Genomic DNA, 22,446 nt, shown 5'->3' on the forward strand with positions numbered 1-22,446 from the left:
TCTCCGACTAACCGGTTTCCGGCTAGTCGGAGTTCCTGATGACGGAGCTAGCGGACCCGCTCGGCGCGGCTGAAGCGGGTCCGCGCGCCTGCGGCGATGTGCACCAGAACCGGCGTCCGCTGGCCCACCACTGCGCTCAGCGCGTCAACCAGGTCCGCCGCATCGGCGGCGACGGCCTGCGGAGCCACACCCGGCCGTGGGTGCAGCCGGAGCTTCAGTGCCGGCTGGCCCTTGACGTCGTAGATCGAGACCGTGGCACCGGCAAGATCGGGGCGGTCGGCAAGGGCGTTCCTCAGTGCCTGCTCGGCCACTCCCCCGCCGATCCTGATGTCGCCGGGGACACTGCCGGGATCCTCTGCCGCCAGCAGGAGGTCGGCGCGGCCCTTGCCCTGCTGCGCGATCCACGCAACCATGAGGCCGATCAGCAGCACCACTGCGAGGGCCAGGACCACCCACAGCCAGCTCCCCTGCCGGCCGGGAAACTGCGTGCCTTCGAAGGCCGCGGTGACGTTGTCCGACACGCCTCTGGACCAGGAGTGCCACCACGGCCCGACGGCGGGGACGGCCGCCAAGAGTACGAGCAGCACGCCGATCGCCAGCAGCTTGAAGCCAAGAATGCCGAGAAGGATCCGGTTGAGAAGCCTCGGTGTGCCGTTCATGCGCCCACCACCCCGGAGGTCGACAGATTGATGGTCACCTGCGGCATGGGAGACGGTCCCATCGCCTCCAGCTCGTCCTCCACCGCTCGCAGGAGGGCATTCTCGCTGACCGGCACGCCGGACGTGGGACGGACGTTGACCACCACCTGGCGCTGGGAAACCACCACCATGACCTGTTCCTGAGTGACATTGGCCGCCAAGCGTGCGCTTCGGGCAAGGGCGGCCGCGATGACTTCATCATCAACCACCACGGCAATCCGCCGGTCAGCCAGCAGATGCCGGGCGCGGCGCCCGGGCAGGACCGCGCTCAGGAAAAAGAAGAGACCCGCGGCAGCGATCACGGCTCCGGCAGCACCCAGCAGCAGCGGCGGCAGACCGGACGGGAGTGCCACGATCCGTTCGGCCGCCGTCTGCGGGTCTATGAGCCATGGCGGCTGGCCGATGGCGCGCACCGCGGATTCCAGGAGAGCGTAAAGGCAGAGCACAATGACCAGGGAACCGGCGATGACTGCTGGCACGGCACGTGAGGCGTGGGTCTCGCGGTGCAGGACGCGGCGCATGTCGATGGCGGCGGCGTGCGCCGCAGTGGGGCTCCCCTGCGCCGGGTCCCCGCCGGCCTCATGCTGCTGTTCGACGACGGAACTCACCGCACCCTGCCCTCTTCGGTGACGTGGGCACCGCTAATGCGGATGTCCACCCTGCTCAGACTCGCACCGCTGAGTTCGGTGACCTTGGTCAAGATGTCGGTCTTGGCGTGCACGGTCCTGTCCCAGATGGAGCCGCCCAGCGCCGGGACACGTCCCGGGTCGCGGAGGACGGCAGTCAGGCTGGGGATCCGGATGGGGGCGACGAGCGACAAAGCCAGCAAGCCGCCGTCGTCCGACCAGTCCGCGCGCACGTCATGGGCGTGAATGCCCAGGGCATCGGCAGCGGCAGCCTTGGCCAGGCTGGTGAGCGCCTGGGTGCTGATCCTGTTGTGTCCGCTGTACTGCCCGCTAGGCGTGGCTGCTTCGGCTGCCTGGCGCGTATCGGCTGCCCGGTTCATGAGGATGCACCGTTCATGAGGATGAGCGCCGGCCGCTGATGGCATCGATGACGCTGCGGAGGTCCAGTTTCCCTTCTGCGGCGCGGCCCAGGAGCGCGCCGATTCCCATGAACAGCAGGGAAATCAGGAAGCCCCAGAGGCCGAACTGTAGTGACATGAATGCCACGAAGGCGCCGACTGCGATTCCAACGACGGTGGGGCTCACAGGACCGCCTCCCTCTCAGCGACGGCGGCAGCGCCCGTCGGTTTCACCGGCGGTGCTATGTAAACGTCGTTGATCTCGACGTTCACCTCGATGACCTGCAGGCCCACCAGTTTCTCGACGGCCGCATATACGCTTGCCCGGACCTGGTTGGCCAGTGCATGCAGCGGAGCGCCATAGATCGCCACCAGGGTGATGTCCACTGCCACCTGGGTTTCGCCGACCTCGGCGTGCACGCCTGCTGCATGATCGGAGCTGCCCACCGCGTCCCTGATGGCACCGAGTGCCCGGGAGGACCCGGTCCCCAGGGAGTACACGCCCGGCACGGCCCGTGCCGCAATCCCGGCGACTTTGGCCACGGCGGTCTCGGAGATCACGGTCCGCCCGCCGGCTCCAGCCGGCGTCAGGGCAGGGTCCGCGCGAACGGCGGCGGTTTGTGGATTCTGGTATTCCATCAGCACTCCCCTTCTGTTGAACACAACCCTATCCCCTAGGCCGGACAACGTCAGGGGCCGCGCGCACCGCATTCCCCGCGGGCCCCTGCGCCCGCTGTCCCCAGGGAGCGTTAGTGGCAGTTCGCAGACAGCCACCCGGTCACGGGGGCCATGGCGGCTTCGAATTCGCCGTTGGAATACACGCTCTGGTCGGAGAGGCCCGCCAGTGCCACCTCGTTGAACCGCGCGAAGTCCGCCTTCAGCGCCTCAGGCACCCGCTGTGCCGTCTCCGCAAGCTCGGCCTTCTTCTGCTCCAGTTCCGCTGACTTGCCCTGGGCGGCGGAGAGGGGCAGCAGGGATGCCCCCGTGGCTTGCGTGGAGATGGCGGCGCAGGCCTCAGCCGCCGAGGCATAGCCGCCAAAGGGACCTGACGCCGCACTCGCGGAGGCGGCGGGCGCGGCGCTGCTGTCCGCCGTCGTGGATGTTTCAGACGCCGACGGCGCACTGCCGGAGGCAGGTGCGGAGCAGGCGGTAAGTGCCGCTAGGGCGAGAAAAGCGACGGCGTACAGCGGGCGGGCAAGTTGTTTCACGGTTTCATTCCTGGAGTGGTTTTGCCGCCTTCGGCGGCCTGGCTGGGCAGCCACAGACCGCCTGCCCGTCCCCCGGCGTGCGAGTCTAGCCCGGCCGGCGCGTGTCTTTCCAAGTTGACAGTGCGGGTGCACTTTGCAGTCGTGCATCAAAACGGCGCTGTATATACAGGGACTGACGTGCAACAAAAGGCGCCCGGACCCGGAGATACTCACCAGGTCCGGGCGCCTCCCGGTTATTGCGACAGTGACGGCTTACTTGTAGTGGCCGTTGCCGCCAACGTGGACGTTGGTGGGCAGGTAACCGAACGGGCCGAGGCCGTTCTTGCCGAAGCTGCGGTCAACCTTGGACACGCCGTCGCGGAAGTTAATCTTCACGGTGGGCGACAGGGAGCCGCCGCGGACGCCGTTCACGTTGTCGATGAAGGACTGGACCAGGCCGCCCGGCTGCACGTAGTGCGAGTAGGCCTGGAACTGGCGGCCGTTCTGGTTCGGCGTCGGCGCTTCCGGGGACTCGGACGGCAGGTTCAAGTCCGTGGGGGAGCCCAGGGCCAGGCCACTGTTGTTCATCGGCTGGTAGTCGGAGCGGACGCCGTTGCCCACGAAGCCGTAGACGCCGTCGGGTCCGCGCATGCCTGCAGCGTAGGTGAACTGGTGGCTGATGGTGAACAGGTAGTACTTGTTCTTGCCGCCTTCATTCTGGATGAAGATCTGCGGACGCTCGGTCTGGTCGTTGACGCAGTTGGCGGAGAGGATCGGCGGCAGGAAGTGCCACTTGGTCAGGTCCTTGTTGTCTGCCACGGCGAGGCCAACGTTGGCGGTCTGGTAGTAGGCACCCTTGCTGTTGACCTCGGCGAGGTTTTCGGCGTTGGGGTCACCCTTGGCGTAGCCCAGGTCCTCGTTCTTGCAGCGGTAGTCGCCGCGCTTGCCGCCGGTGTTGCCTTCGAACACCATGAAGGTCTTGCCGGGGTGTGCCGGGTCCGCGAAGGTGTACGGGTCGCGGAACGCGAAGCCCGGGTTCTGCGCCTTGTTCTGGTACAGCTTTCCGTCCGGTTCGAGCAGCTTGGTGTGCTGGAAGCCGTCGAAGGTCACGCCGTTCTTGTCGGCGTGGATTTTGCCGAGCGCCTTGGCGATGACTGCGTCCGGGGCAATGCCGCCGCCGCCGGCGTTGCGCTCCTTGACGTCGTAGAACGTGGTGGCCGTGTAGAACACGTTCACCTGGTTGCCCTTCATAAGGCGGGTGGAGCCGGACCATTCGGTGTTGCCGATGGAAGTGTTGTCCAGGAACAGGTGCCCGCCGTAGTTCCACTTGTCCTTGGCCGGGTCGGCGTTGGTCTTGCGGAAGAAGTAGCCGATGCGGGCGTTCCAGTGGCGCTGGTCGAAACCGTAGCCTGCGTGCCGGTCAGCAACCAGCGAGAAGATTACGTCGTAACCCTTGTAGCTGATCTGGTTCGCGTTCTCGTCGGTCAGCGACCAGGTGTCCCAGACCCATACGTCGTCGTTCATGGCAGGGAAGTCCTCGGGGATTTCCGGCATGGTGACGTCGGGGCTCATGGAGTTCTGGCCCGGCTTAACCTGGGAATCGCTCTGCGCCATGATCTGCTTGGCATCCGCACGGGTCCACTTTGAGGTGAAGTCCGACGCCGGATCGTGTGCCGTCTGGGTGTGCGGCGTCGGCAGGGGGAAGCCCGGTGCCGGCGCCGGCATCTGGGTGCTCGCCGGCGGATCCGACGGCTCGTTTGCCTGCGCCGAGGGCACGGCGAGGAACGCCGTGGCGGCGACAGTTGCCGCCAGAGCTGCGGCGGCGGAGCGCCACCGCAGCATCCGGGGGGTATTGGGGTGCTTGTGCATGTTTGCTCTTCTCGCGGAGATATGTTCGTGGAAGACGGGCAGCTGCCCTTGTCCCGGCACTCCGGAGACCTCGGTGACACGGCATGCGGCATCGAGGACGCCGTTGTGTCGAGAGAGAAGCGGGGTTTGGGTGGGACCCCGCGGTGGGCGATCGGAAACGTCATACATTTCGCGGCCCACACTCAACGCTAGACAACGTTGTCAGTCGAGTTCAACACGGTTTTGGGTTGTCGTCCTCAGCCCGACCTACGGACGCGCAAGCGCTTACATCTGGTCTGCGCGCGCGTGCCGCAATCAAGCACCAGAATCAAATATGTCTTCACAATTGCGTCATCAATGGCGTTGCTCACACCGCCGGCCCCGGGTCCGGCCGGCCAAAACGGGGCACTTCGACGCGCAACGCGCCGGCTGGTCGGGATGTACGACGCCGACGCCCCAAAGTGCCCCACGACGGCTCACTCAGCGGGGAAGGTCTGGATCTTCGCGGGGACGGGCTGAGGCCGGCTTCCCTGCGGCTCCCCCAGGCACCGAGCGAGTGACAGTCGGTGGGTTCAGTGGCGCACCCGGAGGGCACGCCTCCCGCACCTCCGGGGGGGGGTAGGTGAGGGAGGGTTGCCGGAAAAGCCGCAGGACCTGAGGACGCGTTGCCGGAAAAGCCGCAGGACCTGAGGACGCGTTGCCAGAAAAGCCGCAGGACCTGAGGACGCGTTGCCAGAAAAGCCGCAGGAAGAGAGAACCCCGAAGAAGCAGTAGACCCGGGAACGAAAAAACCCCGCTGTTCCTGATGGAACAGCGGGGTTCTAGCTGGTGGCTCCGACCGGCGTCGATCCGGTGACCTTTCGATTTTCAGTCGAACGCTCTACCAACTGAGCTACAGAGCCTAGGTGACGTGTCACCATGAATGCCGAAATTTCTTCCCGCAAACAAAGCGACCCTGACGGGACTTGAACCCGCGACCTCCGCCGTGACAGGGCGGCGCGCTAACCAACTGCGCTACAGGGCCTTGCTATTTCTTGCTTTCCGCAGTATTGCTACCGCGTTTTTTCAAGGACTCCAGCCTACCAGACTTTCTTGCCTGCTTTGACCACTTCCTTGCGTACCCCCAACGGGATTCGAACCCGTGCCGCCGCCGTGAAAGGGCGGTGTCCTAGGCCGCTAGACGATGGGGGCCTGGACTCAACTTGGTTGAACAAGGGCAAAAATAAAGGGCCGAAGCCTTTCGTTCTTGTCCTTTCGCGTTCCTCCGAACTGGACCTGTAAAACTATAGAGCCTCTCCCCGGAATATCCAAAATCGGCCCGGAGCGCACCCAAACGGCAAGCAAACCGAGGCCCGCCACAATGGCAGCTTCTTGGCTAGACATGGCCGATTTCCGCCAGCCACCGCGCGGGGAACGGAGCTAGATTGGCACCATGGCATCCACCGCCGGCACCAGCCCCCTCCAGCCCCACTCCCCCGACGGCCCCTCCTCTGAAGGATCGGTGCCGGAAGGACCCGCTCCCAAAGGACCCGCTCCCCGGAAGCCCGCACCCTCCATGAACGCGCTGGGGGTCGCCGCCGTCGTGGTGACCGTGGTGCTCTGGGCCTCCGCTTTCGTGGGCATCCGCGCCGTCGGCCCAAGCTTCTCCCCCGGAGCCCTGACGCTGGGACGGCTGGCGATTGCCGCCGTTGTGCTCGGCGCCGTGGTGCTCCCCAAGCTGCGGGCGCTGCCGCGGGGCCGCGAGTGGTGGCCGATCCTCGCCTACGGCGTCATGTGGTTCGGCGGGTACAACGTGGCACTCAACGCTGCGGAGCATTCGCTCGACGCCGGAACCAGCGCCCTGCTGATCAATGTGAACCCCATCCTGGTGGCCGTCATGGCTGGCATCATCCTCAAGGAGGGCTTTCCGCGCTGGCTGATCATCGGCAGCCTGGTGGCGTTTGGCGGAGTCGCGGTCATCGCATTGGGGTCGGGGACGCGTTCGACGGCGGACGTGGCAGGCGTGCTGCTTTGCCTCCTCGCTGCTGCACTCGCAGCGGTCAGCGTCATCATCCAGAAACCCGTGCTGCGGAAGTTCCCCGCCGGTCAGGCCACGTGGTTCGGGATCATGGTGGGCCTTGTCTGCTGCCTGCCTTTCGCCGGCCAGCTGGGACAGGAACTGCACGCGGCGCCGCTGCCGGCCACTTTCGGCCTGGTCTACCTGGGCATCTTCCCCACCGCCATCGCCTTCACCACGTGGGCCTACGCCCTCTCGCTGATCGATGCTGGCAAGCTGGCTGCCACCACCTACCTGGTGCCGGGCACGACGGTGCTGATCTCGTGGCTGGTGCTCAGCGAAATCCCGACGGTCTGGGGACTCGTCGGCGGCGCCATCTGCCTCCTCGGCGTTGGGCTGACCCGGCGGAGATCCCGCTAAAGTTTTGGATATGCCCGCTAACCTGCCGCCCGGCCTCCCGATCGTGCCGGACGGCACCGGCGACTCCCCCGGTTTCGAGATGTCCGAGGCCGACTTCGAAGCGGCCGTCAGCGATGCGCTGGACCAGCTTCCGGCCGAGGTGGCGCGGGCCATGGACAACGTGGCGGTGTTCATTGACGACGACTACGTCCCGCAGCCCGGCGACGACCCGGACACGGTGCTCCTGGGACTGTACGAGGGCGTTCCGCTGACCGAGCGTGACTCCTGGTGGGATGCCGGATCGCTTCCGGACCGCATCACAATCTACCGCCAGCCCATCCTGGACATCTGCTCGTCTCGGGAGGACGTGGTGGAGGAGGTGGCGGTAACTGTGATCCACGAGATTGCGCACCACTTCGGAATCGATGACCAGCGGCTTCACGAACTCGGGTGGGACTAGCCTTGTAGGCATGGGACACGACCACAACCACGCCCACGGCCTCACGGCAACGGGCAGGCACCGCGGCAGGCTGATCGCGGTTCTGGCCATCACCCTCTCTGTGATGCTCATCCAACTGGTTGGTTCCCTGCTCTCCGGCTCCCTTGCCCTGCTGGCCGACGCGGGCCACATGCTCTCTGACGCAGCCGGCGTCTTCATCGCCCTGATGGCCATGTGGATCGCTGCACTGCCGGCCAGCGATCTCCGGACGTACGGCTACCAACGTGCGGAAGTCCTGGCCGCCCTCGCCAACGCCCTAATCCTGGTGGTGGTAGCGGCCGTCATTTTTACCGAAGCCATCCGCCGACTTGGTTCCGCACCCGAGGTGCACACCGACATCATGCTGTACGCCGCGATCCTCGGTGCGGCCGCCAACCTCGTCTCGCTGCTGATCCTGCGCAGGGCCCAGCAGGAAAGCCTGAACGTCCGCGGCGCCTACCTGGAGGTGCTGGGCGATCTCCTCGGCTCTTTCGCCGTGATCGCCGCGGCGCTGGTCATCAAGTTCACCGGATATCTGGCGGCAGACACCATCGCCTCCGTGATCATCGCGCTGATGATCCTGCCGAGGGCCTGGCACCTGCTCCGCGAGGTGGTCGATGTCCTGCTGGAGGCCACTCCGAAAGGCGTGGAAGTCAGCATGATCCGCGAACACATCCTCTCGGTGGCGGGCGTGGTTGCCGTCCATGACATCCACATCTGGACCATCACATCCGGCGTGCCGGTGTTTTCCGCCCACGTGGTGGTGGAGGACGGGATGCTAGGCGCGAGGGGCGCGGACCAGGTCCTGGATAAACTCACCACCTGCCTGGGCTCGCATTTCGACACTGAACACTGCACCTTCCAGCTGGAACCGGCCAGCCACTACGAGCACGAATCGCCCCAGCACGCCTGACGGTGTTTCCCGGTCCTGTTTCGTTGTTGCCGCCGGGCGACTGCGGTGCGACACGCCCACCCGCATCTCCACCCAAATGACACTGGTGTTGTTTATGTTATTGATGTGACTAGTGTTGCCAATGTGGCAACCCTGGCCCTAACCTCAGAGGGCTGGGCATCTTCAGAGGAGCACTTCCGTGCTGCCTCCCGACTCGTTCGCCCCGCCCTGACTTGCGAGGTTATGAATGAGTTTGACCGGCCCTGGCCGCACAGCGGCAGTCCTGTGCACCGCCGTCGTCCTCTTTGGAACCCTCGCGGCACCTGCCAACGCTGACCGGGCGCTCGCGGTCAGCCCGCCAACATCTGCCTTCGGGGCAACAGCCCTGACGGTACCGGCGTCGCCTGAAATCCCCTCCCCCTCGGACATCGCTGCCGCCAAGTCCAGTGAAAGTTCGACGGCGGCAAAGGTCGCAGACATTGAGGGCACCCTGGCCGACGCCGCCACGGCCCAGGAAGCCACATTCGCACGGACGCTCGAAGCCAACAACGCCTACAGCAACGCCCTCGTGGAGCTGGACACGAGGTCGGACGCGGCTGCGGTGGCCACGGCCAGGGCTGCCGCCGCGGACAAGGAACAGTCCAAGAGCCGCAAGGCCGTGGGGCAGCTGGCCGGTGACCTGTACCGGAACGGTGGCCTCAATCCGGAGCTGAGCGGCCTGGTCACGGGCACGGGCGACGTCCTCGCCAAGGCCGCAACACTGCAGGCCCTCACCGCGGGCCGGAGCAGGGCCTTCGCCGCCGCATCGACCACCGCCGCAGCCGCCGAATCGCTCACCACTGCTGCCGCCAACGCCCGCCGCGCAGCAGACGACGCCGCAAAAACCGCCGAGACACTCAAGGCACAGGCCGATCAGGCCAATGCGGCCCAGGTGAAGGCGGTGGCCGACGCGAAGGCGCAGCGGACTGTCCTCGTGGGGCAGCTTGCCTCGCTGCGGAACACGACGGCGGCGCTGGAGTCCGCCCGCGTGGACGGCCTGGAACGCCAACGCCAGCAGGCCCGCCTCGCCGCCGTAACTGCGGCAGCCGAACGAGCCGCCGCGGCCCAGGCGGCCGCAGACAAGGCATCGGCAGCGAATGCTGGGGGTTCCGACAGCGGGAGTGCGGCTCCGGCGGAACAGTCCGCTTCCGCGCCCTCCCGGACGCTTGCCCAGGCCGCTCCGGCACCTGGCGCTCCGGCGGCTCCCTCAGTACCTTCACCTGCGGCGCCGGCGGCACCTGCTCCGGCCCGCCCGGCCCCTGCACCGTCCCGGCCGGCACCCGCCCCGGTTCCTGCGCCCGTTCAGCCGGCACCCGCCCCCGCGCCAGCGCCTGCGCCTGCGCCTGCGCCCGTTCGGCCGGTGCCGGTTCAGCCTGCCCCGTCTCCCGGCGGTTCCAACCAGCCGGCCATTTCCGTGGCGATGGGCAAAGTGGGGTCCCCGTACTTCTACCAATATGGCGGCACTGGCGCGTACGGCTTCGACTGTTCGGGCCTGGTCCAGAACGCGTTCGCGGCCATCGGGAAGCAACTCCCGCGCACGGCTGCGGAGCAGTTCGCCCAGGCGCCCGTCCACGTGCCCCTGTCCCAGGCGCAGCCCGGTGACCTGCTGGTTTGGGGATCGGCGCCCGGTTTCTACCATGTGGCGATCTACCTCGGCGGCGGCAAGGTAGTTCAGGCACTGAACCCGTCTGCGGGCATCACCGTGACGGACCTGAGCATGATGGCTGGCATGCAGCTTTACCCGGTCGCTGCGCGGTACTAGGCGCACGCCCCACTACAAGGGACCACGAGGGCGGAAACCCCTAGGACAGCACGTCCTTGCTCACGAACCTGCCGAACGCGAGCGCGCCGAACACTGCAATGTAGCCCGCCTGCAGCAGCGCATTGTCACCGAACGAATCCCAGCCGATGGGTTGGCGAAGAAGGTCTGCAAAGCCGAACCAGTGGTGCGTGAACAGCCACGGGTGCAGCCACTCAAGTTGGGGCAGCTGGTCGAGCACCTGGGAAACGACTGACAGGACAATGGTGGCGGCCATGGCGCCGACAGGCACGTCGGTCAGCGTGGACAGAAACAGCCCGATAGCCGATAGACCGAGGAGCGACACGGCCTGATAAGCGGCGATCAGCAGCATCCTTACCAGCGCCTCATCCGGTTCCACGAGGTCGCCCGAGAGCAGTGCCACCGGTCCCACCGGGAAGAGCACCCAGCCGATGCCCGCGCCGGCAAGTGCAACGGCGAGCGGAGCGGAAATACAAAACACAGCCGCCCCGGCATACTTCACCAGCAGAAGACGCGCCCTGCCCGCGGGAGCCACCAGCAGGTACCGCAGCGTGCCCAATCCGGCTTCTCCTGCAATGGTGTCCCCCGCGACCACGCCAATGGTCAGCGGGAGGAACAGCGGAACGGAAACCAGCATCGCGGTGACGGCCACGAACAGGCCGTTCTGGCTGATCCGGTCCAGGAACGCCGGCCCCCTCCCCGGGGGAACGGCTGAGGAAACGCGGACGACGACGGCGATCACCACCGGGATGGCGGCCAGCGCCAGGAGCATGGCCTGGGTCCTGCGGCGGCGGAACAGCTGCTTCAGCTCCGAGGCGAGCAGCGAACTGCTGGACGGCCGGCGCCTGGTACCCGGCGCCGGGCTGTCTCGCACGGTGAGCCGCTGCACCCCAGGTTCCTGCACTGGCGGCCGATCACTGTGCGACATCGAAGCCCTCCCCCGTCAAGGCCACAAAGCGGTCCTCCAGGCTGCCACGCTCCACCGTGAACCCGCGCACGCGAACGCCGTCCGCCACGAGGGCCGCGACTACCGCCTCTGGTGCCACGCCTCCGTTGGCGGCCGGAAGCCCCGCTGTGCCGTCAGCCCCTGCCCCGATAGGCAGGCTGGAGGTAATGACGGCATCCGCTCCGTCTGGATGACCCACAACCGGGGAGAGACCGAACCGCACCAAAACGCCCGACGCCGCACCGGCGTCGGGCGTCACGAGGCGGAGCTGCGCGGTGCCCGACTCGCGGAGTTCGGCCAGGGGCCCCTGGGCCACCAGCCTGCCGGCGCTCATGATGGCCGCATGGGTGCAGATCTGCTCCACTTCGGCCAGCAGGTGGCTGGAGACGAACACGGTGGCGCCGTCAGCCGCGAGGGACCGGACCAGGTTCCGCACCTCCCGCGTGCCCTGCGGATCCAGCCCATTGGTCGGTTCGTCCAGCACCAGCAATTCGCGCCTTGCCAGCAGCGCGTTGGCGATTCCCAGCCGTTGCTTCATGCCGAGGGAGTAGGCCCGCACCTTCTTGCGGGCGGCGTGGGAAAGCCCCACGCGTTCCAGCGCTTCAGCCACCCGCGCGCGGCGGGTGGACGGCGCGGCGTGGCGGTCCGCCGCATCAAAGCGGTGCAGATTTGCCGCGCCCGAGAGGAAAGGATAGAAAGCCGGCCCCTCCACCAGGGCACCGACCCGGGGCAGGACCTCATCCAGCTGCCGCGGCATGTCCATCCCCAGGACCCTGACCTCGCCCGCGGTCGGCGCGGCGAGGCCGAGCATCATGCGGATAGTGGTGGTCTTGCCTGAACCGTTGGGCCCGAGGAAGCCGAAAACAGAGCCCCGGGGCACGGCCAAGTCGATGCTGTTGACCGCCAGCTGGTGGCCGAACCGCTTGCTGAGCCCCTTTGTCTCGAGCGCAAGAGCGCGGCCAGCGGCTGTCACCTCGCGGCAGCGGCGGCCTGGAGCCGCTCCAGGGGCACGGAACCAACGAACGTCCGGCCGTCGTCGGTCAGCAGGACGTTCACCAGTGATGTGGAGATAGCCCGCCCACCCTGGACGGTCACGGTCGCCTGGCGAAGCAGGGGATCATTGAGCAGCCTGTCGACTGATTGTTTCCCGGACTCGCGGGACTCGGACGGCGCGGAAGCGGAGGGGGCCGGAATACCGACGATCCGTTCCCACCCGGAGCCGGTGACGGTGGGGGCATGCCCGCGCAGGTCCCTATGGTCTGTATTCCTGTCGGCCGGGTTCTTGTCGGCCAGATCCTTGCCCGTTCGGTTCTTGTCAGCTTGGCCCGTCGTGCCGTTGGGCTTTGCCGGCACCGCAAGTTCCTTCACCGAGGCACCCGGCGGCGGCGCGAAGTTGAACAAAGCCGCATCCGGAGCCCCAAGCGTCAGGCTGGAGAAAGCGGTCCGGAACGCAGGCTCCTGCTGCCCGCGTGCCCGCACTTCCACGCTCAGCGGCAGCCCGTTTTCACCGTCCACGGCCACGGCCACGGAGCCCACCAGTGTCACGGCCGACCGCGGCGTGAGAACCAGGCTGTACGCCGCCCGGCCCGCCACCTCGGTGTCTTCGGCCACCGCAACGTCTGTGCTGCCGTCCAGCTTGTCAAGCATCTTCGCGGCCAGTTCCTCCGGGGTTGCCACACCTGCCGGCGTGTCATGGCTGCGGGATTCCTTCGACGCGGCGGGAAGCATGACGTGTGTGGCCGTGTTGTCCTTGGAGTTGTACAGCCACAGTTCATTGCCCTGCCGGACGGCGTCGCGCTCGGCCATCCGGTCCATCACCTGAATGCGGGCCTTGGTTGGCCCGTCAACGTAGACGCGGGCGCTGTGCGGCCCGGTCAGCAGCTCGGCGAGCGAACCCGTTCCTGCACCCGAGGTGGGCCCTACCTGGGGGACATCGGGCAGCCCGAGTTCGGACGACTGCTCCACCGTGCCGGAGAAGGACTTGGTCTGGTGTTGTCCGATCATCGCCAGCACCTGGGCAGGTGTCTTCTCTGGCAACGGATCCCGGGCGCTCGCGGGCAAGGACCCCGCCAGGACTCCGGCAGCTATCACAGCAGGTACGGCCACGGCGGGTGTCCACCGCAGCCAGGTGGCAGTCATGTCAACTCCGCTCCGACGTCGCAGCTCATAACTTCAGGGTACGCCTCGGCTCCCCATGTGGCAGCCCCGGCCGGGTTGTCCGCTTTCGCTGCAGCGGCTGGTGGGCCAGACTGGGTGGGACCCCGTTTTCCAGCTTCCAGGAGCCTTCGCCAATGCACATTCCCGGTGCCACATCCAGTCCGGCCGACGAACTGACAGGCATCGTGGGCTTCGCTGCCCAGGCCATCGATACGCTCGGGGAATGGGGTGTGGGACTCTTTACCTTCCTCGAGACGGTGTTTCCGCCGATTCCCAGCGAAGTAATTCTTCCGCTCGCCGGGTTCCTGACCCGACAGGGGTCCCTCAACCTGGCCCTGGTCTTCGTGACCAGCACGCTGGGGGCATATCTGGGCGCCCTTGCGCTGTATCTCCTGGGCGCGAAGGTGGGGCTGGAGCGTTCGATCCGCTGGCTGTCCAAGCTGCCGCTGGTGGACCGGGAGGACTTCGAGCGCGCGGACGTCTGGTTCCGTCGCCACGGCAGGTCGGCGATTTTCTTCGGCCGGCTGCTGCCCGGCGTGCGGAGCCTCATTTCGTTGCCGGCGGGCGCCGAGAGGATGCACCTGGGGACCTTCAGCATTTTCACCATTGCCGGCAGCGGCATCTGGAACGGCGCGCTGATCGGCTTCGGCGTACTGCTGGGCCGGCAGTACGCGATGGTGGAACAGTACTCCCGCTACCTCAACTACGCCGTGTACGCCGCCCTGGCCCTCTTCGTGCTCTGGCTCGTGGTCCGGTACATCCGGCGCCGGAGGCCGGCACGGGACCCACGCTAAGCCAGCGGCACCACGGTGCCCGCGCCGCCGTCGACCGTCACTTCCTGACCCGTCCGGAGCAGCGAGGTGGCGTCCGCGACGCCCACCACGGCGGGGATGCCGTACTCCCTGGCGACCACTGCGCCGTGTGAGTTGGGTCCGCCCATCTCCATCACCAGGCCGCCTGCCGTGAGGAACAGTGGGGTCCAGCCTGGATCGGTGGACGGCGCCACAAGGATTTCGCCCGGTTCCAGGTGGGCGCCCACGGGGTCGAGAATGACGCGTGCGGGGGCTGTTACCGTCCCCGCCGACGCCGGGCTCCCGGACAGTGCCCCGGCGGCGGATCCGACGGCGGTAAGCAGCGTTTCCGGTTCCGTTCCGTCCGAGAGCAGCATCCGCGGAATGTGGCGCCGCTCGAGTTCCAGGTAGTAGGCCCCCTGCCGCTGCGCCACGAGATCCTGCATGTCCGCTCCATCCAGGGCCCGGTGGGCTTCTGCAAGGTCCAGGAAAAAGATGTCCTCTGCCCGGGCGAGACGTTTCTGTTCCGCCAGCACTGCGCCGACTGCCGCCAGCTGCTTCCGGACCTCCGCCAGCGCCAGCACGATCTGGAACTTGGGAAGTTCGCGCAGCCCGGCGAAGAGCCGCGCCCGCCGCAGCGCCGCCCGGACGGCCACGGCACGGAGGCGTCCCCTCGAACGGGCCTCGGCCACCAGCCGCTCAATCTGTGCGTCCGCTTCGGCTGCTGCCCGGCTGAACTGGCGGTCAGGGGCCCGTTCCGGGTCCTCCAGCCGGAGGTAGTTGGCCAGGACGCCAAGAATGTGGGTGGGGTCGTCCCGCCAGCGGGGCATGCCGACGTCGATCTCGGCCACAGCCCGGTGCCCGTACCGTGCCAGGAACCCTGCCACGCCGGTCTGGGCCGCGGCCGGCAAATTGCCTGCCACGAAGCGCTGCGCCAGCACCGCAGGCGGTTCAGCGGTGAGCACGGCAAGCGATTCAGCGTCGGACTTGATCGCCGTGGCGACCTGCCACAGCTCGAGGTCCATCTCGGTGGTCACATTGTTGGGCAGGCCGCGGAGTACGGGCTGCAGGTCTGTGTTTCTGCTTCCCGCGGCACCGTCCCCGCCGGCACCACCCTCGCCCGCACCAAAGAGTCTGCCGGCACCAAGGAGTCTCCCGGCGAGGCCAAGCATGGCGAAGGCCAGGCCGGCCAGCGGGAGCACGACCGGCAGGTTGGGGAAGAGCCGCGACAGTAGGCCCTCGGCATGGTTAAGCCGCGCCCGCGGGGAAGCACCCTGGGGCAGTTCCAGCGTCGCGTTGAACTCCGTGGTGAAGCGGTTCAGGCGTTTGAGGGCCGCCTCGGGACGGACCAGCGCCCGGATCGCTGCTTCCGGCACTCGCGCCCGGGCAGCTATGGGGAGCACGTGCCTGAGGAGGTCCCAGGGTGTGCGGCGGGTGATGGACAGGCGCGGGTCATCGAACACGCTGCGAAGGACTTTGGCGGAGCGTGCCTCCATGACGTCGAAGACCCTGGGAATGATCCGGCGGCCCACGGTGCTCCGGGCGGCGGCGGTCAGGTCGATGAAAATGCGCTGTCCGGCTTCGACGTAAGGCGGCGGCCCGCTGCGGGGGTCCGGAACGTCGAAGCCCGCCGCGGCAGCAACTGATGAGCCGATCCGCCGGAGGGCGGCAAGACCCATCGGGGTCAGCGGCCGGGTAAGGCCCTGGGCGAGGCTGAAGCAGAGGTAGACGCGCAGGTCCTCCCCCGGGCCGGGCCGTTCCTGCTCATTCTCCGGGAGGCTGACTTTCCCCGGCGGCGGGTAGAGCGTGGTGATGGGCCGCGACTGGGTCAGCCACATCTTTCCGTCGACGTCGAGCGCCCACTCGGTGTCCTGCGGGGCGCCATAGTGGGCCTCAGCCTTGCTGCCCAGCGCCGTGAGTTCCCGGATCTGCGCGTCGGTCAGGCACGGCTGGTTTTGCGTGCCCGGGCCGCCTGCCGTCTGCTCCACGGATTCTGTTCCTCCCGCGGGCAGCGGCCGGACAGCCGTCCGCTTGTCCCCCAGCCGGCGCTGCAGGATGGAACCGGATGCGGTGTCCACCACGAAGTGGTCCGGATTGACGGCGCCCGACACCACTGCCTCGCCAAGCCCGGGGCTGGCGTCGATCACAGCTTCCCGGCGCCTGCCGGTGACCGGGTTCGCGGTGAACATCACGCCTGCAGCCTCAGCGTCCACCATCCGCTGGACGACGACGGCGAGGGCCACCGTTGCGGGATCAATGTTCCGGCTGGCGCGGTATGCCACCGCCCGGTCAGTCCACAGCGAAGCCCAGCAATTCCGGATGGCGTCCAGCAGCGCCACGGCGTCTATGACATTCAGGTACGTGTCCTGCTGGCCGGCAAAGCTGGCAAAGGGAAGGTCCTCGGCCGTCGCCGAGGACCTCACCGCAACCGGAACGCCGGCCAGCGCCCGGTAGGCCGTAAGCACCTCCCCGGCTATCGCCGTCGGCAATTCTGCCGAGGTGATCAGGCTGCGGGCCCTGGCAGCCAGGCTGGCGAGGGCTTCGAGATCCTCGGCCGGGGTGTTTTGGAGGGCGCGGTGCACGTCCGCGAGGCCCAGTGGCTCCACGGCCTGGACGTAGGCCTCGGTGGTGAGGCAGAACCCGTCCGGGACCGGGAGGCCGGCCGCGAGCAACTCGCCGAGGTTGGCTGCCTTGCCGCCAACCTCCGGCAACATGGAGGCGCTGAGGTCCCCGAGGCCGAGCACCAGGCCGCTCATGCGCTACGAGGCGCCGAGCATCGGTCCGAAGCTGGCGCGGTCGGCGAGCCGCGGGTCCTCCCGGTCCGGCACCACCATCACGGGGCTCTTGGCATGGTGCAGGACGCCGTCCGACGTCGATCCCAAAAGCATGCCGGTGAAGCCGCCGCGGCCCCGGGTTCCCACGACGATCAGTTCAACATGCCGACTGGCCTCCACCAGCACATCCACGGGCGACCCATCCAGCAGCCGGGTCTCAATGGCCAGCCGCGGGAAATGGCTCTGCAGCCACGCCACCCCGGCCTTCAGCTGAACCTGGATATCGGCGAACAGCGCTTCACGGTCCAGCGGCGCCGGAACCCAGGCAAGGGAGCCGCTGTATTGCGGCACGGCACAAATCACGCGCAGCGGCGCACCCAGCCGTTCGGCCTCCTCCGCGGCTTCCAAGACGGCGACACGGGCCTGCTCGGACCCGTCCACGCCCACCACGACAGCTTTTTCCACGGGGCCGTGGCCAGCCTTGGCCTGTTCCGCGCGGATGTGCTTGTCCTGGGTGGTCTCGCCCAAGCGGTCGGAGCAGATCAGCGGAACCGTTACAGTTGGGCATTTGGCGTGGGCGGGAAGCGCGCTGCTCACGGAGCCGAGGAGCCGCCCAACAAAGCCACCCCGCCCGCGTGTGCCGAAGACCAGCAGCTCGGCGGTTTCGGACAGGTCGAGCAGTACGCCCGAAGCGTCCCCGTTCTCGACCGAGGCGCTGACGCTGATGTTGTAGCCGGCCACCTTGTCCACTGCGTGCTGCAGGATGGCCTCCGCGCCCTCGCGGATCACCGAGTCGTCCACCGTGGCATAGCCGCCGTCGAGTCCGGACGCGGCAAAGATAGGCACCGAGTAGGCGGTGACAATATGGAGCGGACTACGGCGGCGTTCGGCTTCGCGGGCAGCCCACACGAGGGCGCACTGGCCGTGGTCCGAACCATCGACGCCAACCACGATTCCTTCGGGTCTCGCGCGGCGGGCACCGCCATCCCGTGCCGGGTCGGGATGCAATTCGTGTGCGTCCATGTGGTCCGCCTCCTCGCGATACTGCCTGATGATGCGGCTATTCTGCCAGAAGCAGCCTGTCTAGCCGGCACCGGCAGGCCGTCCGGTTCCCGGTTGCGTACAGCCTGCGCTTAAGTCCAACTATTCTCGGTCCGCGATCTCTTAGCAAGCGGGCCCTCCGCGGCTTTTTGGGGCCTCAGGGAAGGCATTTTCCCGCCTGTTCCGGGCGCTGATCCGGCACCGGTCTGGGTGCTCTGTTGGCACTGCTCTGGGTGCGCCGGTAACGCCGTGCAAAGCCCCGCAAACCAATGTTTCGGGTGGGGTATCCAGCGACCAAAAAATTCTGTAATGTCGAGGCACTATCGATCCGGATTGTGCTCCACCGCACACCCGGGGATGGCTTGTGTCTGCTTGCTGGGGCAGTGGACGGTGCACGGCGATGGTGCCCTGCGCTTCGAAAATCTCGAGGAGGAAGTTGTAGTGTCACGCATGCCTGGTCTCAGCGGCGCAGAACGGACCACCACTGTGGTCATCGGCACCGGACTTCCCGGTTTGGCAATCGCCACGGAACTCCGGCGACGGGGCGTTGATTCAATCATCGTCAGCAGGCTCGAATCCCCGAGGGGCGGCCAGTCGTTTCAGAAATCCGCGCCGCAGCGGTGCGACGATGCCGAGGCCGCGTCGCTACAGGAGCGGAACGAAATCCTCCGACACCTCCGCAACTATGCGTCGAGCCACCAGCTGGACATCCGCAGCGACACGTCTGCCCTGTTGCTCGACAAGATGGGTCCGGGGGCGGAGGCCTCGCTCCACCGCTGGGCCGTTCACACCCCTGACGGCGTGCTGCTGGCCGACCACATCGTGCTCACCCGCTGCGCCCACAGCCAGCTGCGGCGCATGCTCACAGACCTCGGCATCTCCATTGGCGCCAACCTCGTCGCCACGATGCGTGCCATCGGCATCTATCTGGTGGGCGTCGGCGAGCTCATCACACCCACACCGAAGGAAGTCCTGCGCCAGGCCAAGGTGGTGGGCCAGGCCATCTCGGCGAAGGTCTACCCGGACAGTGTGCCGTCGGTGCTGACCGGAAGTTTCCCGGCGCTGCCCGCCGGGGCACTTTGAAGTCATGGCTCTCTAAAGCCGCGGCTGTCTGGAGCGGTCGCTAGTTCCCGTCGCCGTCAGGCTCGTCGCTGACACCGAGCCGCCGGCGGGCCAGCACACCCAGGGTGATGAGCAGGCCGAGGGCCACGGCCGCGAACACCACGATGCTCCACGGGAAAGGTTCCGAGGAATCCGGGGCTGCCCCCGTTGCCTGGGTTGCCCCTGGCTGCGGCGTGCCGACAGTAGGAACCGGCACCGCCGTTGCCCCTGCCGCAGCCGCCGTGGCAGTAAAGGAGAACGTGCCCTCGATCGGATGGGAGTCCGAGCTCACCACCCGCCACACGACCGAATACTTCCCGGCAGGCGCACCTTCCCGCAGGTTCTGGGACGCGACGTTGTCCACGATCTCCACCTTGCCGTCGGCCCAGTCGGTTCCGGCGGCGTCCGTCACCTTGACCTGGGAACCGAGCCCCAGCGGGGTGTTGTTGAAGGTTATCGAGACCTTGGCGGGCGCCGTCGCCACGGTGGCGCCGTCAGCCGGGCTGCTGGATTCGGCGGCGTCGTGCGCGGAAGCGGGACCCGCCGTCAGGAGCAGGGCGACGAGCGTGAGCGCACCAAGGAGGGCGGACAGCAACTGGCGGGGAAAACGCATGGGCGGACTACTCCTAGTGTTGACTTCCTTACAGACTAGGCGAATTTGCTGGGACGGCGCCCGGCACCTACTAGGATTCAAGTAACCCCAACACTCTCACCGGAGGACTAATGCTCAAGCAGGGCTCTGCACTGGACCGGTACTTCAAAATATCCGAACGGGGGTCCAACCTCTCCCGCGAGATCCGCGGCGGTTTTGCCACCTTCTTCGCCATGAGCTACATCGTGGTGCTGAACCCGCTGATCCTGTCCGTTGCGGACTCCTCCGGCGCCACACTCGGATTCCAGGCCGTCGCTGCGGTCACCGCCTTTGTTGCCGGCATCCTCACCATCCTCATGGGTGCGTGGGCCAAGCACCCGTTTGCCATGGCCACGGGCCTTGGCGTCAACGCCTTCGTGGCCGTGACGGTGGCCACCAACCCGGGACTGACCTGGCCGGACATGATGGGACTCGTGGTCCTCGCCGGCGTCACCATGATGATCCTGGTCCTGACCGGGTTCCGGACCGCCGTGTTCCGGGCCGTTCCGGACGGGCTCAAGACCGCAATCGTGGTGGGCATCGGCCTGTTCATCGCCCTGATCGGCCTGGTCAACGCTGGCTTTGTACGGCGCGTTCCGGACGCGGCCGGGACCACGGTCCCGGTAGGTCTCGGCTTTGACGGCAAGCTTTTGGGGTGGCCAACCCTGGTGTTCGTGTTCGGCCTGATCCTGACCATCGCGCTGCTGGTGCGCAACGTCAAGGGTGCCATCCTGATCGGCATCGTCGCCTCCACCATCCTGGCCGTCATCCTTGAGTTCACGCTGCACATCGGCCCCAGCTTCGACGGCAAGAACTTCAACCCGCAGGGCTGGTCCCTGGTTGCCCCCAAGTTCACCGAATGGGCGGCTCCCGACCTCTCGCTGATCGGCAAGGCCAACCCCTTCGGCGCCTTCGGCCATCTCGGCGTTGTGGCTGCCGCGCTGCTCGCGTTCGTGATCCTGCTCAGCATCTTCTTCGACGCGATGGGCACCATGGTGGGCCTGGCCAACGAGGCCGGCACGGTCGACAAGGACGGCAACATCCCCAACGTTGACCGCGTGCTGCAGGTGGACGCCCTGGGCGCCATCGTCGGCGGCGGCGCCTCCGTGTCCTCCAACCAGATCTACGTCGAGTCCGGCGCGGGCATCGGCGAAGGCGCGCGGACCGGCCTGGCCTCGATCGTGACCGGTCTGTTGTTCCTCGTAGCCATGTTCTTCACCCCGCTGATCAACCTCGTGCCGTTCGAGGCCGTGGCCCCGGCTCTGGTGGTGGTCGGCTTCATGATGGTGGCCCAGATCAGCAAGATCCACTGGCAGGACTGGGGCATCGCCCTGCCCGCCTTCCTCACGTTCACGCTGATGCCCTTCACTTATTCAATCGCCAACGGCCTCGGCGCCGGCTTCATTTCCTACGTCCTCATCCGCACCTTCCAGGGCCGCGCCCGCGAAGTGCATCCGCTGATGTGGGCCGTTGCGGCCGCCTTCGTCCTGTTCTTCGCCATTGGCCCGATCGAACAGTCACTCGGCATGTAGTACCTTCCCCCCGAGATGGCATTTGGCGGCAGTGTTCCTCAGCGACTCTGCCGCCAGGTGCCCTCTGGCGCTTAAGCGGGTTCCGGTATTCCAGACATCACGACGGCGGCGCTGCTGGTTTTCGCTGTGTCCTTGCGGTGAGCTTGAAGCATGGATTTTCCCCCGCTCTCCGTCGACGCTGAACCCCGCCCCTGGACAGGCCGCTACGACGGCGACGGCGACACCCACCGCAGGTGGTGGCAGGCCGTAACAACGGCTACGGAAAACACGGCGGCCCCGCACGCTCCCGTCACCGCGCGACGCCCTGCCGTGATCCTCGGCTTTTGCAGCGATGAGGGCGTACGGCGGAACAAGGGCAGGACCGGAGCCGCGGCCGCCCCTGCAGCCATCCGCAGTGCGCTGGGCCCGCTGGCCCACCACTCGGACCGGCCCGTCGCCGACGCCGGCGACGTGGCAGTCCGCGACGGTGAGCTGGAGGCCGGCCAGGCCCGCGCAGGCCTCGCCGTGTCCGCGCTGCTCGACGGCGGCCACCTCACCTTGCTGCTGGGCGGCGGCCACGAAACCGCGTACGCGAGCTACCTCGGCGTGGCAGGGTCCCGGGCAGTCCGAGATGGCCAGCGGCTGGGCGTGCTCAATCTCGACGCCCATTTCGATCTCAGGGATGAGGCCACCCCCAGCTCGGGAACTCCGTTCCTCCAGATGGCCCGTGCAGAAGCGGCCGCGGGGCGGGAACTGAAGTACGCCGTCGTCGGAATTTCCGAACCCAACAACACCCGGGCGCTGTTCAGCAGCGCCGGGGAGCTGGGGGTGCGCTACCTGCTGGATGAGGACTGCACTGCCGGGGCGGCGGAGGCCTTCGTTGCGGATTTCCTCAGCGGAATCGACGTGCTGTACCTGACCATCGACCTCGATGTACTGCCGGCGGCGGTGGCTCCCGGAGTCAGCGCCCCGGCCGCATTTGGCGTCCCGCTGCCGGTGATCAGTGCCGTCTGCCGCCAGGTGGTGGACAGCGGCAAGCTGCTGCACGCGGACGTCGCCGAGCTGAACCCGGCCTTCGACATCGACAACCGGACGGCCCGGGTAGCGGCTCGGCTGGTCAGCATCCTGCTGGGCTAGGCAGCTTCCTGTCCGC

General features: G+C 67.2%; 21 protein-coding genes and 3 tRNA genes. 8 read left to right on the forward strand and 16 right to left on the reverse strand.

The window, feature by feature from the left end:
- Nucleotides 1-47 precede the first annotated feature (47 nt).
- The 10 genes from DBZ45_RS16225 to DBZ45_RS16270 all read right to left on the reverse strand — a co-directional run bounded on the left by DBZ45_RS16225 (nt 48) and on the right by DBZ45_RS16270 (nt 5,948).
- Nucleotides 48-659, reverse strand: a complete 612-nt coding sequence (locus DBZ45_RS16225; protein WP_111904909.1) for a hypothetical protein — start codon at nt 657-659, stop codon at nt 48-50.
- Nucleotides 656-1,306 carry a DUF6286 domain-containing protein gene (locus tag DBZ45_RS16230; protein WP_111904910.1) on the reverse strand — a complete coding sequence of 217 codons (651 nt, stop codon included), beginning with the start codon at nt 1,304-1,306 and terminating at the stop codon, nt 656-658. Before DBZ45_RS16230 ends, DBZ45_RS16225 begins: the two co-directional genes overlap by 4 nt.
- Nucleotides 1,303-1,704 (reverse strand): hypothetical protein, encoded by a 402-nt coding sequence (locus DBZ45_RS16235; protein WP_111904911.1) that lies wholly within the window; start codon nt 1,702-1,704, stop codon nt 1,303-1,305. Before DBZ45_RS16235 ends, DBZ45_RS16230 begins: the two co-directional genes overlap by 4 nt.
- Nucleotides 1,705-1,717: 13 nt before the next feature.
- Entirely contained in the window at nt 1,718-1,909 is a 192-nt protein-coding gene (locus DBZ45_RS16240; protein WP_003799126.1) for a DUF2273 domain-containing protein, read from the reverse strand.
- A complete protein-coding gene (locus DBZ45_RS16245; RefSeq protein WP_111904936.1) occupies nt 1,906-2,361 on the reverse strand; it encodes an Asp23/Gls24 family envelope stress response protein in 456 nt (151 codons plus the stop codon). Before DBZ45_RS16245 ends, DBZ45_RS16240 begins: the two co-directional genes overlap by 4 nt.
- A 110-nt stretch (nt 2,362-2,471) precedes the next feature.
- Nucleotides 2,472-2,930 (reverse strand): hypothetical protein, encoded by a 459-nt coding sequence (locus tag DBZ45_RS16250; RefSeq protein WP_111904912.1) that lies wholly within the window; start codon nt 2,928-2,930, stop codon nt 2,472-2,474.
- Nucleotides 2,931-3,182: 252 nt separating this feature from the next.
- The gene (locus DBZ45_RS16255) at nt 3,183-4,778 is read right to left on the reverse strand and encodes a glycoside hydrolase family 68 protein (RefSeq protein ID WP_111904913.1); all 1,596 of its coding nucleotides are present in this window, start codon (nt 4,776-4,778) and stop codon (nt 3,183-3,185) included.
- Nucleotides 4,779-5,583: 805 nt separating this feature from the next.
- A tRNA-Phe gene (locus DBZ45_RS16260) sits at nt 5,584-5,659 on the reverse strand.
- Between the two features lie 48 nt (nt 5,660-5,707).
- Nucleotides 5,708-5,781, reverse strand: a tRNA-Asp gene (locus DBZ45_RS16265).
- A gap of 94 nt (nt 5,782-5,875) precedes the next feature.
- Nucleotides 5,876-5,948 (reverse strand) — tRNA-Glu (locus tag DBZ45_RS16270).
- 241 nt (nt 5,949-6,189) lie between these two features.
- Here DBZ45_RS16270 and DBZ45_RS16275 point away from each other — a divergent pair.
- From DBZ45_RS16275 to DBZ45_RS16290, 4 genes are all read left to right on the forward strand, one after another.
- A complete protein-coding gene (locus tag DBZ45_RS16275) occupies nt 6,190-7,173 on the forward strand; it encodes a DMT family transporter (protein WP_111904914.1) in 984 nt (327 codons plus the stop codon).
- A gap of 10 nt (nt 7,174-7,183) precedes the next feature.
- On the forward strand, nt 7,184-7,612 hold the full coding sequence (locus DBZ45_RS16280; RefSeq protein WP_111904915.1) for a metallopeptidase family protein: 429 nt from the start codon (nt 7,184-7,186) through the stop codon (nt 7,610-7,612).
- Between the two features lie 10 nt (nt 7,613-7,622).
- Nucleotides 7,623-8,543 (forward strand): cation diffusion facilitator family transporter, encoded by a 921-nt coding sequence (locus tag DBZ45_RS16285; protein WP_111904916.1) that lies wholly within the window; start codon nt 7,623-7,625, stop codon nt 8,541-8,543.
- 226 nt (nt 8,544-8,769) lie between these two features.
- Nucleotides 8,770-10,323 (forward strand): C40 family peptidase, encoded by a 1,554-nt coding sequence (locus DBZ45_RS16290; RefSeq protein ID WP_111904917.1) that lies wholly within the window; start codon nt 8,770-8,772, stop codon nt 10,321-10,323.
- A gap of 40 nt (nt 10,324-10,363) precedes the next feature.
- Here DBZ45_RS16290 and DBZ45_RS16295 read toward each other — a convergent pair whose 3' ends face one another.
- The 3 genes from DBZ45_RS16295 to DBZ45_RS16305 are packed head-to-tail and all read right to left on the reverse strand — an operon-like array spanning nt 10,364 to nt 13,426.
- Nucleotides 10,364-11,230 carry an ABC transporter permease gene (locus DBZ45_RS16295; protein WP_223257119.1) on the reverse strand — a complete coding sequence of 289 codons (867 nt, stop codon included), beginning with the start codon at nt 11,228-11,230 and terminating at the stop codon, nt 10,364-10,366.
- A gap of 25 nt (nt 11,231-11,255) precedes the next feature.
- Nucleotides 11,256-12,260: an ABC transporter ATP-binding protein gene (locus DBZ45_RS16300; protein WP_111904918.1), complete on the reverse strand. Its 1,005-nt coding sequence runs from the start codon at nt 12,258-12,260 to the stop codon at nt 11,256-11,258.
- Complete coding sequence (locus tag DBZ45_RS16305; RefSeq protein WP_111904919.1) at nt 12,257-13,426, reverse strand: LolA family protein; 1,170 nt, start codon at nt 13,424-13,426, stop codon at nt 12,257-12,259. Before DBZ45_RS16305 ends, DBZ45_RS16300 begins: the two co-directional genes overlap by 4 nt.
- Nucleotides 13,427-13,578: 152 nt before the next feature.
- On the opposite strand from DBZ45_RS16305, the gene DBZ45_RS16310 reads away from it, so the two are divergent.
- Entirely contained in the window at nt 13,579-14,238 is a 660-nt protein-coding gene (locus DBZ45_RS16310; RefSeq protein ID WP_111904920.1) for a DedA family protein, read from the forward strand.
- On the opposite strand, the gene DBZ45_RS16315 is transcribed toward DBZ45_RS16310, so the two are convergent.
- Both DBZ45_RS16315 and DBZ45_RS16320 read right to left on the reverse strand, forming a co-directional pair.
- Complete coding sequence (locus DBZ45_RS16315; RefSeq protein ID WP_111904921.1) at nt 14,235-16,991, reverse strand: PEP/pyruvate-binding domain-containing protein; 2,757 nt, start codon at nt 16,989-16,991, stop codon at nt 14,235-14,237. The two genes, DBZ45_RS16310 and DBZ45_RS16315, sit on opposite strands and share 4 nt — an antisense overlap.
- A gap of 3 nt (nt 16,992-16,994) precedes the next feature.
- Nucleotides 16,995-18,032 carry a universal stress protein gene (locus DBZ45_RS16320; RefSeq protein WP_111904922.1) on the reverse strand — a complete coding sequence of 346 codons (1,038 nt, stop codon included), beginning with the start codon at nt 18,030-18,032 and terminating at the stop codon, nt 16,995-16,997.
- A gap of 468 nt (nt 18,033-18,500) precedes the next feature.
- On the opposite strand from DBZ45_RS16320, the gene DBZ45_RS16325 reads away from it, so the two are divergent.
- On the forward strand, nt 18,501-19,133 hold the full coding sequence (locus DBZ45_RS16325) for an FAD-dependent monooxygenase (protein ID WP_190243160.1): 633 nt from the start codon (nt 18,501-18,503) through the stop codon (nt 19,131-19,133).
- A gap of 40 nt (nt 19,134-19,173) precedes the next feature.
- Here DBZ45_RS16325 and DBZ45_RS16330 read toward each other — a convergent pair whose 3' ends face one another.
- A complete protein-coding gene (locus DBZ45_RS16330) occupies nt 19,174-19,764 on the reverse strand; it encodes a copper resistance CopC family protein (protein WP_111904923.1) in 591 nt (196 codons plus the stop codon).
- A 110-nt stretch (nt 19,765-19,874) separates the two neighbouring features.
- On the opposite strand from DBZ45_RS16330, the gene DBZ45_RS16335 reads away from it, so the two are divergent.
- Together DBZ45_RS16335 and hutG are read left to right on the forward strand one after the other, a co-directional pair.
- A complete protein-coding gene (locus tag DBZ45_RS16335; protein WP_111904924.1) occupies nt 19,875-21,314 on the forward strand; it encodes an NCS2 family permease in 1,440 nt (479 codons plus the stop codon).
- Between the two features lie 150 nt (nt 21,315-21,464).
- A complete protein-coding gene (gene hutG / locus DBZ45_RS16340; protein WP_111904925.1) occupies nt 21,465-22,430 on the forward strand; it encodes a formimidoylglutamase in 966 nt (321 codons plus the stop codon).
- The last annotated feature ends 16 nt before the right edge of the window (nt 22,431-22,446 follow it).

The sequence above is a fragment of the Arthrobacter globiformis genome, assembly GCF_003261175.1.
Classification (GTDB): Bacteria; Actinomycetota; Actinomycetes; order Actinomycetales; family Micrococcaceae; genus Arthrobacter; species Arthrobacter globiformis_A.

What these genes read in the sequence shown, in the direction of transcription:
- DBZ45_RS16225 (WP_111904909.1), bottom strand. Translation starts at nt 659, where the DNA reads ATGAACGGCACACCGAGGCTTCTCAACCGGATCCTTCTCGGCATTCTT.
- DBZ45_RS16235 (WP_111904911.1), bottom strand. Translation starts at nt 1,704, where the DNA reads ATGAACCGGGCAGCCGATACGCGCCAGGCAGCCGAAGCAGCCACGCCT.
- DBZ45_RS16245 (WP_111904936.1), bottom strand. Translation starts at nt 2,361, where the DNA reads ATGGAATACCAGAATCCACAAACCGCCGCCGTTCGCGCGGACCCTGCC.
- DBZ45_RS16255 (WP_111904913.1), bottom strand. Translation starts at nt 4,778, where the DNA reads ATGCACAAGCACCCCAATACCCCCCGGATGCTGCGGTGGCGCTCCGCC.
- DBZ45_RS16275 (WP_111904914.1), top strand. Translation starts at nt 6,190, where the DNA reads ATGGCATCCACCGCCGGCACCAGCCCCCTCCAGCCCCACTCCCCCGAC.
- DBZ45_RS16280 (WP_111904915.1), top strand. Translation starts at nt 7,184, where the DNA reads ATGCCCGCTAACCTGCCGCCCGGCCTCCCGATCGTGCCGGACGGCACC.
- DBZ45_RS16285 (WP_111904916.1), top strand. Translation starts at nt 7,623, where the DNA reads ATGGGACACGACCACAACCACGCCCACGGCCTCACGGCAACGGGCAGG.
- DBZ45_RS16290 (WP_111904917.1), top strand. Translation starts at nt 8,770, where the DNA reads ATGAGTTTGACCGGCCCTGGCCGCACAGCGGCAGTCCTGTGCACCGCC.
- DBZ45_RS16305 (WP_111904919.1), bottom strand. Translation starts at nt 13,426, where the DNA reads ATGACTGCCACCTGGCTGCGGTGGACACCCGCCGTGGCCGTACCTGCT.
- DBZ45_RS16310 (WP_111904920.1), top strand. Translation starts at nt 13,579, where the DNA reads ATGCACATTCCCGGTGCCACATCCAGTCCGGCCGACGAACTGACAGGC.
- DBZ45_RS16315 (WP_111904921.1), bottom strand. Translation starts at nt 16,991, where the DNA reads ATGAGCGGCCTGGTGCTCGGCCTCGGGGACCTCAGCGCCTCCATGTTG.
- DBZ45_RS16320 (WP_111904922.1), bottom strand. Translation starts at nt 18,032, where the DNA reads ATGGACGCACACGAATTGCATCCCGACCCGGCACGGGATGGCGGTGCC.
- DBZ45_RS16325 (WP_190243160.1), top strand. Translation starts at nt 18,501, where the DNA reads ATGCCTGGTCTCAGCGGCGCAGAACGGACCACCACTGTGGTCATCGGC.
- DBZ45_RS16330 (WP_111904923.1), bottom strand. Translation starts at nt 19,764, where the DNA reads ATGCGTTTTCCCCGCCAGTTGCTGTCCGCCCTCCTTGGTGCGCTCACG.
- DBZ45_RS16335 (WP_111904924.1), top strand. Translation starts at nt 19,875, where the DNA reads ATGCTCAAGCAGGGCTCTGCACTGGACCGGTACTTCAAAATATCCGAA.
- hutG (WP_111904925.1), top strand. Translation starts at nt 21,465, where the DNA reads ATGGATTTTCCCCCGCTCTCCGTCGACGCTGAACCCCGCCCCTGGACA.